Raw genomic sequence first — 10270 nt, forward strand, 5'->3', positions numbered from 1 at the left:
GCGCAGCACGTCGCCGCCCTGATGCTGTCGGAAATGGGCGCCGACGTGCTGCGCATCGAACGGGCGGACGCCAATGAGCCGCTCCTGCCCTTGCCGGAAGCATACGACCTCGATCGTCACGGCCGCTCCATCCTCGAGCTCGACCTGAAGCGTCCGGATGGCGCGGAGCTTCTGCTGCGCCTTGCCGAAAAGGCCGACATCCTCGTCGAGGGCTTCCGCCCCGGCGTCATGGAACGGCTGGGCCTCGGACCCGACGTCGCGCTCGAACGCAATCCGGCGCTGATCTATGGCCGCCTGACGGGCTTCGGCCAGGGTGGACCGCTCTCGTGCCGCGCCGGCCATGACATTACCTACCTCGCCTATGCCGGCCTGCTGCATGCCATCGGCAGGCACGGAGCGCCGCCCGTGCCACCGCTCAATCTCGTCGCTGACCAGGGTGGTGGCGCCATGATGCTGGTCGCCGGCGTGCTGGCCGCCCTCTTCCAGCGCTCGCGTACCGGCAAGGGCCAGGTGATCGACGCCGCGATGATCGAGGGCGCATCAATGCTGGCGGCTCCGATCCACGCCTACATGGCGGCGGGCCTGTGGAGCGACAGTCGCGGCGAGAACCTGCTCGATTCCGGCGCGCCCTTCTACGACGCCTATGAAACCGCGGACGGCCGGCATGTCGCCATCGGCTGCCTGGAGCCCCATTTTTTTGCCGAATTCGCCAGGCTGCTGCCGCTCGACCAGCGCTTTGTCGGCAGCCAATATGACAGGACATTGTGGCCCGAGATGCGCGCCGTCATTGCCGCGAGGATCAGCCAGAAGACGCGCAATGAATGGGCCGACGTCTTCGCCGCGACCGATGCCTGCGTCGCGCCGGTTCTTTCGCTGACCGAGGCCAAGGGTAACTCTCACAGTCGCGCAAGGCAAAGCTTCGTGAGGTCCGACCGGTTCGAGCGTCCTGCCCCTTCGCCACGTTTCTCGCAGGCCTCCCAGACCCTTGCCGCGGCGCCAACCGCTGCAGACCGTCAGCCGGCAAGCGTGCTGGCACGCTTCGGCATGGACGAAAGTGAAATCGAAGCCCTTGTCAGGTCCGGGCTGTTTGACCGATAACCGGAGAACAGAAATCAACTTATCCTGAAAGTGTTTCGACCAAGAAGGTGAGCGCTTTGACCGAGACCAGGAAGGATGTCATCCGCGAGACCGATGCCGAGGCCGTCAGGCTGGCGAAGACGCTGATCCGCTCGGCCCGCTTTGGCGCGCTGGCGGTGATCGAGCCTGGCACGGGCGCGCCGCTGGCAAGTCGGGTCGGCACGGCGACCGACATAGACGGCGCGCCGCTCATCCTCGTCTCGATGCTGGGCGCGCATACCGGCGCGCTTCTCGCCGATCCGCGCTGTTCGCTTCTGCTTGGCGAACCCGGCAAGGGTGATCCGCTCGCGCACCCGCGCATCACGCTGGCGTGCCAGGCGCTGCGGCTGGACCGTGGATCGGCCGAGCACCTTCGCGCCGAACGGCGCTACCTCAACAGCAACCCGAAAGCGAAGCTCTATGCCGGGCTTGGCGACTTCTCGATATTCCGGCTCGAGCCCGAACGCGCCAGCCTGAATGGTGGCTTCGGCAAGGCCTATCTTCTCGATCGCGCCGACCTGATCACCAGCGGCCCGGTCGTCGAGGAACTCGCGGCTGGCGAGCAGTCCGCGCTTGACCACATGAACGCCGACCATCGCGATGCGATTGCCATTTATGCCCACCATTTCGGCCGAGCCGAAGGCGATGGCTGGATTGTGACGGGTTTCGATCCGGACGGCATGGACCTGACTTCTGCGGATGGCGCCTGCAGGGTCTTCTTTCCGCAGCCTCTCACCGCTGCCCGCGAGTTGCGGCCCGTTCTGGTCGAGATGGCAAAGGCCGGACGCGCCGCCGGCTAGACACGGCAACGAAAGTTAATCGCCTCAGCTCAAAAGCAACTCTTGAGATTTAGATAAAATGATCTACCTTTCGTTGTAGCGCTGATTCAGCGGCGCTTCCTGACCTGAACATTGTGGAATCAGCCACCATTGCCCCCATGGTGACTGGATGAGCCAGAAAACATGGGGGATCTATGATCTCGAGCAAGCTAGTCGCCAATGCCGAATCGGCTGCAGCGTTTCTGATGCTCATGGGCAATGAAAAGCGGCTGCTGATCGTGAGCTACCTGATCGACGGCGAAATGTCGGTCGGTGCCATCGCCGAAAAAGTTCAGCTGAGCCAGTCCGCTCTGTCGCAGCATCTGGCCAAGCTGAGAGCGCTCGATCTCGTCGAGACGCGTCGCGATCGCCAGATGATCTACTATTCCTGCAAGTCCGACGCCGTGCGCGAGCTGCTTCGTATGCTGGAAGGCATTTTCGGCGACGGCGACCTGTCCCAGATGGCCTATAAGATGCGCCGCGCCGGGTCTTGACCCGCCCTATACAAAGCTCCTTACCTCGCTGACAATCTTGCCGGCGATATCTGCATGAACCTCATTCCCATCGGCCACCCGCAGGATCCGCGTGTCGCTGCCTATCTCGATATCCGCGAGCGCGATCTCATCGGTCGCCACGGGCGCTTCGTCGCCGAGGGCAAGGTGGTGCTGGATCTTCTTTTGTCGGCCGGGCGCTTCGCCGCTGAGTCAGCCCTCATTCTCGAAAACAGGTTGGCCGGCCTGGAAGGCGTCCTGCGCAAGGCGCCGGCCGGCTTTCCGGTCTATGTCGCCAGCGGCGAGGTCATGGACCGTATCGCCGGCTTCACATGCACCGCGGCATATTGGCGATCGGCGTTCGGGGTGCTCCTCAGCCGGCGCAGGCTTTGCTCGAAGCCTTGCCCGCAAGCGCGCTGGTCGTCGTTCTGGTCGGCATATCCAATCACGACAATATGGGCTCGATCTTCCGCAACGCCGCGGCCTTTGGCGCGGATGCCGTGCTTCTCGATCCAACCTGCTGCGATCCGCTCTATCGCAAGGCGATCCGCGTTTCGGTCGGGGCGGCGCTGAAGGTTGCCTTCGCGTCCTTCGGCGACACTACGAGCTTGATCGCAACGCTCGACCGGCTTGGCTTCACCCAGTTCGCGCTCTCGCCGCGCGGCGAAACCGACATTCGCGCGGCGGAAAGAACGCCTCGGCTGGCGCTCTATCTCGGCACCGAAGGCGAAGGCCTGCCCGAAGCTCTGCTCAACCGGCTGCGGACTGTACGGATCGGCATGGCGGATGGTTTCGACAGCCTGAACGTCGCTGCCGCTTCGGCCATTGCCCTGCATCACTTCTCGAAACGATAGCCGCTCAACCTGGGGGAGCGCCGCTTGGCCGACTGCCAGGATCAGTTGGTCGTGCTGGCCTTCTGCAGAGCCCTCACGCGGTCCGCGAGGCTGATGCCGCGTTCGCCGGCGCCCTGCCGCCCGTCGCGAGGAGTCGCCAAGGCTTTGGCAATGGGCGAATCCGGCCCGTCCAGCTTCATCGTCAGGTTGACGACCTCAGCCGCCAGTTCATTCATCTGCTCGCGAAGCGCCGCACCGGCGCGGCGCGCGTCGCCTGCCTGTTCGGGCCTTGCCGTTTCAAGCGCAGCGAGATCGGTCTTGAGCCGCTTGTTCTCACGCGCCAGCGCCGTCAGCCTTGACTCCAGCCGCTCCCGATCGCCCTCGAGCCTGGCGATAGCCTTGTCGATCCCTTCGACCTCGCCGGCATCGTGCGTTCCACCGTTTGCCGCGGGGGCCTGCTTTGGGCGTTCGCGCATCCGGGCAAGCTCCTTCTCGCGCCGGTCGAGCTTTTCCTCGCGGTCGGCCAGCGTCGCGAGCAGCCGTTCGACCTTCTTGTCCAGCTCGGCTGCCCGCTTCTTTTCCAACTTGAGCGCGTCTCTCGCCGCTTTGCCTTCCGTGGCGGCTTCCTGATTGCGCCTTTCCGCTTCCTTGCGCTGGCTGCGCAGCACCGCAATGTCGTTGGCGAGCTTGTCCAGTTCCGATTCGCGGGCCACGAGCTCGATCTGGCGGTTGCTGGAAGCGAAGCTGGCGTCGTCATACATCTGCTCCAGCTTTTGCAGCTCCAGCGCGCGCTTCTCAAGCGAGCGCTCCGTTTGCGCCAACTTTTCCGACAGTTTGTGCAGTTCCTCCTCGCGCTGCCGCAGCTCGGCGTTCTTTGCCTGCAGCTCGGAAATCGCCTGGTTCTTGTCCTTTGTCTCGACCGCAAGTCCTTTGAGGGCCTCGCGGCCGCGGCCGATCTCGACCAGTTGCTCGGCCGCCTTCTCCTTGAGGCTCTTGATGTTCATCTCGAGCCGGCGCGTGGTCATGGCGAATTCGGCGCGAACCCGGTCCTTCTCCGCCAGGATCTCGGCAGGTGTCAGCGGCATCGAGGCTTCGAGGCGCCTGCGCGTCAAGACGACGGCCCGCCGCCAGACGGCCGGCGCGATCAGCGACACCAGGAAGACGGCGCAGAGGAAGCCGAGTGCGAAGAACAGGACCGACTGGACCAAGATGGACTAATCCGTATGCGAAGCGGCAACCCGCCAATGCCCGACTGTGCCACCTTGGCATGGCGGAAATCCAGCGCCGCGGCAAGAGCTTGCCACGGCGCGATCAGGCTTATCCGAGCGGTTGTGACAATCCTGTCCGCTCAGAACGGATTCCAGGTCGCCCGTTCGGTAAGCTTCAGATAGCCGAGATTGACGCCGAGCCGGGCGCCGACGCCGGTACGGATCGGAACGATGAGCACCCTGTTGCTCTGCAGCACGTTGAAGCCGACGCCGGCCACGACATAGGCGGAACCGGCAACACCGCCAAAGCGGTTATAGAGGCTGCTGATGTCGTCCAGATTGTAGACCAGCATCATCACGCGCGACCCTTCGCCGCCGAAATCCCAGCCGAGCGACGGGCCTTGCCAGAACACCTTATGGTCGCCGGCATTCTTGGTGTAGAGCGTGCCCTCGCCGTAGGTCAGGCCGCCGATCAGCGCGCCGGATCCTTCTTCCCCGAGCAGATAGCCGTTGGGCAGGCCGTAGGACGCGAAGATCTTTTCGACCACGGTGGCGAGGCCGCCCGACGTCGCGCCGAAGAACTTATGGCCGGAATCGATGATCTCCTGGGCGGTATATTCCTGGGCCCGCGACGCGGAGGTCGAGAAGATGAGGACGCCCATGAGGGCGATCGTCATGGTGAGGACGCGGACGATAGTCCGGTCATAGAATCGGGAAAACATGCTTCCAATCTCCGTCAGGGAGCACTTTCGCCGACGCCTCGTACCCCTACGGCTCTTGGCGGCCGCTTCGAGATGACTATCACGGGCAAACTATGCCGTAATCCTTTTTCAACCATTAAGCTGGCGCAGGAAGATGGCGGTTCGAAGGCTGGCGGCCCGGCACAGTCCCTTTAGCCTCGTTTTCAAGGCGTAAACGCACCATTTTCGTCGACCGCGGCTGCGGGTTTGTTGATGCACAAGCGGGCGCTGTGTATTCAGAGGGCGTTGGAAAGAGCGTGATTCGCGTGGCGGGCGCGAAAATCGGTCGCTCGGCCATGAATATGTGAACTAGCAGGGATTTATCCGATGGCCGAGCTCTTCACCCTCTCCGCGCCCGATCTGGCGGCGCTTCTGTGCAGCCGCGTATGCCATGACATCATTTCGCCGGTCGGCGCCATAAACAACGGCCTCGAACTGCTCGACGAAGGCGGCGCCGACGAAGACGCCATGAAGCTGATCCGCCAGAGCGCCAGGAACGCCTCGGCGCGCCTGCAGTTTGCCCGCATCGCTTTCGGCGCCGCCGGCTCTGCCGGCATGATGATCGACACCGGCGACGCGGAGGCCGTAGCCATTGCCTTTCTGAAGAATGAGAAGCCGGAACTGGTCTGGAACGGGGCTCGCGCGCTGCTGCCCAAGAACAAAGTCAAGCTGCTGCTCAATCTCATTCTCGTCGCCAATGCCGCCATACCGCGCGGCGGCAAACTGGTGGTCACGCTGGAGAACCTCGAGACCGAGCCGCGTTTTTCGCTGTCGGCCAGCGGCCCGATGCTGCGCGTGCCGCCAAAATTCCTCGAGCTGCATTCCGGTCACAAGCCCGAAGAGCCCATCGACGCCCACTCGGTCCAGCCTTATTACACGCTGCTTTTGGCGCGTGAGGCCAACATGACGATCTCGATTCACGCGACGGCCGAAGAGATCGTGCTGTCGGCGGCCTGAAGACAACGGCCAAGAACAGGTCAAGTATTCATTCCACTGATATTTCCGCTCGCAATGCCAGAGAGGCAATCCTTACCATTGCAGGTGTATTGATTCGGCGGCGAAAAAGCGCGCAACGCGCCTCTTTGGAAAAACTTTACCTAACGGCTTTTCAGCTTCTTTACCGGATTGCTCTAAGGTGCCCCACGGTTACCGGAGGTTGCCGGTTCGGCAGATGGCAAAGAGGACCCGGAAATGAAGCGCTGCCTGTTCGTGGACGATTCGAGCGTCATCAGGAAAGTTGCAAAGCGTATCCTTGGCGGTTCGGACATCCTGGTCATCGAAGCGGCCAACGGGCTTGATGCGATCGAGATGTGCTCCACCGAAATGCCCGATGTCATCGTTGTCGACGGCGGCTTGGCCGACATGCAGGCAGTGGACCTCATTCGCCGCATCCGCGCCATCGAAAGCCCCGTCAAGCCGCAGATCCTGGTTTCGCTCGTCGAAGTCGACGTCGCTTCGATCATGCGGGCGAAACGCGCCGGCGCCCAGGGCTATCTGCTGAAGCCTTTCAACCGGGCGCAGTTACTCGAGAGCTTCCGCTCCCTGAAGATCGCAGCCTGAGCTTTTCGATATCAAAAAACGAAAAACCCGGCCAAAGCCGGGTTTTTCGTATGAATTTCTTGGCTCCGCTCAGGCGCTGACGCGGATGTCTTCAGGCTCGCGCAGCACATAGCCGCGACCCCATACAGTCTCGATATAGTTCTGGCCGCCGGAGGCCGCGTCGAGCTTCTTGCGCAGCTTGCAGATGAAGACGTCGATGATCTTCAGTTCCGGCTCGTCCATGCCGCCATAGAGATGGTTGAGGAACATTTCCTTTGTCAGCGTCGTGCCCTTGCGCAGCGAGAGCAGCTCCAGCATCTGGTATTCCTTGCCCGTCAGATGCACGCGCTGGCCACCGACCTCGACCGTCTTGGCATCGAGATTGACCACCAGGTCGCCGGTCGTGATGACCGACTGGGCATGGCCCTTGGAGCGGCGCACGATGGCATGGATGCGTGCCACCAGTTCGTCCTTGTGGAAGGGCTTGGTCATGTAGTCGTCGGCGCCGAAGCCGAGGCCGCGCACCTTGTCCTCTATGCCGGCCATGCCGGAGAGGATCAGGATTGGCGTCTTGACCTTGGAGAGGCGAAGCGTGCGCAGCACTTCGTAGCCCGACATGTCGGGAAGGTTGAGATCGAGAAGGATGATGTCGTAGTCGTAGAGCTTGCCGAGATCGACCCCTTCTTCGCCGAGATCGGTCGTATAGACGTTGAAGCTCTCCGATTTCAGCATCAACTCGATGCTTTGTGCGGTTGCACTGTCGTCTTCAATCAGCAGAACACGCATTTCATTCCCCTTTTCTGCTGCCGGACCGCGTCACGACCCGTCCGGGACCGGAGCAGTGATTGCCTGAACAGAAGGTGCCACTGACTGGTTAACAAATCCTAATTTCGTGCCGAACACGATATCAGATTTTTTAACCCCTTTCTACACCCACTTGAATCTAATAACGAATCACAGACCCAAATCGCTCATGTACCACATTAATTAGTCAGCCTAAGTGACTCCAGAGACTCGCAGGCCTGGGCTTCCCGCCGCAGCCGGAATTTTTACCCGGCCTTAAGTCCTCGCCCGTATGATTAACAATGCCCGTAAACGAATGGTTACCGCCGGCAAAAATCTTTAGGGCTTTGTTTCCCATAGCGTTGGGAAAGCCGGGGGAAACGGGTGACGCTTGGGCCTTTCCAGGCTGATGGGACGATATGCAGGTGTGCGTTTCCGGGAGTACCGAGTCATGAAGTCACGTGAAAACCTCGTTCGGCTGAAGCAGTTTCAGGTGAATGAGAAACGGCGCCAGCTGTTGCAGTTGGACATGATGATCGCCGAGTTCGAGCGCATGGCCGTCGAGTTGGAGGCGCAGATCGTCGCCGAAGAGAAAAAAGCCGGCATCACCGACATCAACCATTTTGCCTACCCGACCTTCGCCAAGGCAGCGCGCCTGCGCCGCGACAACCTCAGGAACTCGCAGGGCGACCTCGCCCAGCAGCGAACCACGGCCGAATCATTACTCGGCGAAGCTGAAGCGGAGCTTTCCAAGGCGGAGATGCTGGAATCGCGCGACAGCAAGATCCGCGACGCGGAAGTGGGCGGCCGCAGCGCCATGATCGGCTGAGTGGATCGCTATTCGCCCCAACGCCGGTGCCCGCCGGCATCGCTGTTGAAACCCGCGCCGGGACAAATCCCGCCCGCGCCCCCGCTTCAAGGCAGCACTGCCATATCGTCCTGATGGTTCGCCGATGCCCGCGCGCGGGCATCCTTGATGTCGGGCGCATGCTCTTCCGCCCATGACCGGATTTGGCTGAGCAGTCCCGCCAGGTTCTGGCCGAGCTCCGTCAGCTCATATTCAACCCGCGGCGGGATGACCGGATAGACCTCGCGCCGGACAAGGCCGTCGCGCTCGAGCACACGCAGCGTCTGGGTCAGCATCTTCGGCGTGATGCCTTCCATCTTGCGCGCCAGTTCGCCATTGCGCAGCCGGCCGCGCCTTAGCGCGCAGACGGTCAGATAAACCCATTTGCTGGCCAGCATCTCGAGCACGGTATGCGACGGGCAGGTGCGCCGGAACGCATCGTAGCCGAAGGGGGTGGAGTTATCACTATCCATGAGGTACCTATATATAGAAAAGGTACATACTAGACAACAGAATATTACTATCCAAATGATAGCGGCATATTCATTCATGGGAGACCTTGATGCGTGCCGTTATCCAGAACTCCGTCGGTGGACCCGACGTCCTTTTCGTCGCCGAGCAGCCAGACCCCTCGCCCAAGCCTGGCGAGGTGCTGGTCCGCGTCGAGGCGGCGGGCATCAACCCTGTCGATGGCGCCGTGCGCGGCGGCTTTTACCCCCTGCTTGGCGAGCCGCCTTTCATTCTCGGCTGGGATATTTCCGGAACCGTCGAGGCGCTTGGCGCCGGCGTGACCGCCTTCAAGGTCGGCGACGATGTGTTCGGCATGCCGCGCTTTCCGAAACAGGTCGGAGCCTATGCCGATCTCGCGGCCGCGCCGGCGGACGAGATCGCCATCAAGCCTGCCGGCATCGATCATGTCCACGCCGCGGCGCTGCCGCTGGCTGGCCTTACCGCCTGGCAAGGCCTCGTCCGGCACGGCCGCATTCAGTCCGGCCAGCGCGTGCTGATCCACGCCGGGGCTGGTGGTGTCGGCCATCTGGCTGTGCAGATCGCCAAAGCACGCGGCGCTCATGTCGTCTCGACCGCCAGCCCGGGCAAGCTCGACTTCGTTCGCTCGCTCGGCGCCGACGAGGTCCTCGACTACACCAAGGGTGATTTCACTGAGAAGGCCGGCGGCTTCGACCTGGTGCTGGAGACTGTCGGCGGCGACCACGCCGAGGAGTCGCTTAAGGTGCTGGGGGACGGTGGCGTGCTGGTCTCGCTGCTCAATGTCCACGACACGACAAAGGCGAAGGCAAAGGAGCGGAACATCCGCGTCGAGCGCATGTCGGTGACGCCCGACCGCGAGGGCCTTGTCGAACTCGCCAGGCTGGTCGATGCCAAGAAGCTGTCGGCCCACGTGGCGAAAGCCTTCCCGCTCGATCAGGCAGGCGCAGCCCATGCCTTCCTTGCGACCCGGCCGATCGGCAAGGTCGTGCTAACGGTCTGACCAAAGCATGTCTCCCGAAAGTGGGAGCCGGTTTCGGGACAAAGACATGCGTAAAATCAAAAACCTAGAGCGCACGGAGCGAATCTGAAAGATCGCGAGGCGCTTTAGTGCCGGTATTGCTGGATTCGCGTCGTGCGCAGCCCGGCAAGGCCATATTCGTCGATCGACGCCTGCCAGGAGAGAAATTCCTCGGTGGTGAGCTTGTAGCGCTGGCAGGCTTCCTCAAGACTGAGCAGTCCGCCGCGCACCGCCGCGACCACTTCCGCCTTGCGCCGGATAACCCAGCGCCGCGTGTTCGTCGGCGGCAGGTCGGCTATCGTTAGCGGGCTGCCGTCGGGCCCTATAACATACTTGACTCTAGGTCTAACCAGATCGGTCATTCGTACTCTCTACTAAAAACTCAAAG

Annotated in this window: 13 protein-coding genes and 1 pseudogene; 8 read left to right on the forward strand and 6 right to left on the reverse strand. The window is 62.1% G+C overall.

Annotation, left to right across the window (positions count from 1 at the left end):
• The 3 genes from EOA38_RS16710 to EOA38_RS16720 all read left to right on the forward strand — a co-directional run.
• Positions 1-1098 (forward strand): CaiB/BaiF CoA-transferase family protein (locus tag EOA38_RS16710; RefSeq protein WP_145965981.1); only part of this gene is annotated, 1098 nt, incomplete at its 5' end.
• Between the two features lie 56 nt (positions 1099-1154).
• Entirely contained in the window at positions 1155-1916 is a 762-nt protein-coding gene (locus EOA38_RS16715) for a HugZ family protein (RefSeq protein WP_127299721.1), read from the forward strand.
• A 173-nt stretch (positions 1917-2089) separates the two neighbouring features.
• Positions 2090-2428 carry a metalloregulator ArsR/SmtB family transcription factor gene (locus tag EOA38_RS16720; RefSeq protein ID WP_126092293.1) on the forward strand — a complete coding sequence of 113 codons (339 nt, stop codon included), beginning with the start codon at positions 2090-2092 and terminating at the stop codon, positions 2426-2428.
• A gap of 6 nt (positions 2429-2434) precedes the next feature.
• On the opposite strand, the gene EOA38_RS40965 is transcribed toward EOA38_RS16720, so the two are convergent.
• Complete coding sequence (locus tag EOA38_RS40965; RefSeq protein WP_281060104.1) at positions 2435-2569, reverse strand: hypothetical protein; 135 nt, start codon at positions 2567-2569, stop codon at positions 2435-2437.
• On the opposite strand from EOA38_RS40965, the pseudogene EOA38_RS16725 reads away from it, so the two are divergent.
• Positions 2540-3279 (forward strand): annotated as a pseudogene (locus tag EOA38_RS16725) (RNA methyltransferase). The gene EOA38_RS40965 and the pseudogene EOA38_RS16725 overlap by 30 nt on opposite strands.
• Before the next feature lie 41 nt (positions 3280-3320).
• Here EOA38_RS16725 and EOA38_RS16730 read toward each other — a convergent pair.
• Both EOA38_RS16730 and EOA38_RS16735 read right to left on the reverse strand, forming a co-directional pair.
• Positions 3321-4466, reverse strand: a complete 1146-nt coding sequence (locus EOA38_RS16730; RefSeq protein WP_127299722.1) for a hypothetical protein — start codon at positions 4464-4466, stop codon at positions 3321-3323.
• A 140-nt stretch (positions 4467-4606) separates the two neighbouring features.
• Positions 4607-5188: an EipA family protein gene (locus EOA38_RS16735; RefSeq protein ID WP_127299723.1), complete on the reverse strand. Its 582-nt coding sequence runs from the start codon at positions 5186-5188 to the stop codon at positions 4607-4609.
• A 345-nt stretch (positions 5189-5533) separates the two neighbouring features.
• Here EOA38_RS16735 and EOA38_RS16740 point away from each other — a divergent pair, with 345 nt between their 5' ends.
• Both EOA38_RS16740 and EOA38_RS16745 read left to right on the forward strand, forming a co-directional pair.
• Positions 5534-6163: a histidine phosphotransferase family protein gene (locus EOA38_RS16740; protein ID WP_126092289.1), complete on the forward strand. Its 630-nt coding sequence runs from the start codon at positions 5534-5536 to the stop codon at positions 6161-6163.
• A 234-nt stretch (positions 6164-6397) separates the two neighbouring features.
• The gene (locus EOA38_RS16745) at positions 6398-6766 is read left to right on the forward strand and encodes a response regulator (protein ID WP_126092288.1); all 369 of its coding nucleotides are present in this window, start codon (positions 6398-6400) and stop codon (positions 6764-6766) included.
• Positions 6767-6835: 69 nt separating this feature from the next.
• Here the strand turns inward: EOA38_RS16745 and ctrA are convergent, their stop codons facing one another.
• Positions 6836-7531 carry a cell cycle two-component system response regulator CtrA gene (ctrA, locus tag EOA38_RS16750; RefSeq protein WP_006203583.1) on the reverse strand — a complete coding sequence of 232 codons (696 nt, stop codon included), beginning with the start codon at positions 7529-7531 and terminating at the stop codon, positions 6836-6838.
• 448 nt (positions 7532-7979) lie between these two features.
• On the opposite strand from ctrA, the gene EOA38_RS16755 reads away from it, so the two are divergent.
• Entirely contained in the window at positions 7980-8357 is a 378-nt protein-coding gene (locus EOA38_RS16755; RefSeq protein WP_126095789.1) for a flagellar export protein FliJ, read from the forward strand.
• A gap of 86 nt (positions 8358-8443) precedes the next feature.
• On the opposite strand, the gene EOA38_RS16760 is transcribed toward EOA38_RS16755, so the two are convergent.
• Positions 8444-8848, reverse strand: a complete 405-nt coding sequence (locus tag EOA38_RS16760) for a helix-turn-helix domain-containing protein (protein ID WP_126092287.1) — start codon at positions 8846-8848, stop codon at positions 8444-8446.
• An 89-nt stretch (positions 8849-8937) separates the two neighbouring features.
• On the opposite strand from EOA38_RS16760, the gene EOA38_RS16765 reads away from it, so the two are divergent.
• Positions 8938-9864 (forward strand): NADP-dependent oxidoreductase, encoded by a 927-nt coding sequence (locus EOA38_RS16765; RefSeq protein ID WP_126092286.1) that lies wholly within the window; start codon positions 8938-8940, stop codon positions 9862-9864.
• A gap of 104 nt (positions 9865-9968) precedes the next feature.
• Here EOA38_RS16765 and EOA38_RS16770 read toward each other — a convergent pair whose 3' ends face one another.
• A complete protein-coding gene (locus tag EOA38_RS16770; RefSeq protein ID WP_006203587.1) occupies positions 9969-10244 on the reverse strand; it encodes a DUF1153 domain-containing protein in 276 nt (91 codons plus the stop codon).
• Between the last annotated feature and the right edge of the window lie 26 nt (positions 10245-10270).

Source organism: Mesorhizobium sp. M1E.F.Ca.ET.041.01.1.1 (assembly GCF_003997355.1).
GTDB lineage: Bacteria > Pseudomonadota > Alphaproteobacteria > Rhizobiales > Rhizobiaceae > Mesorhizobium.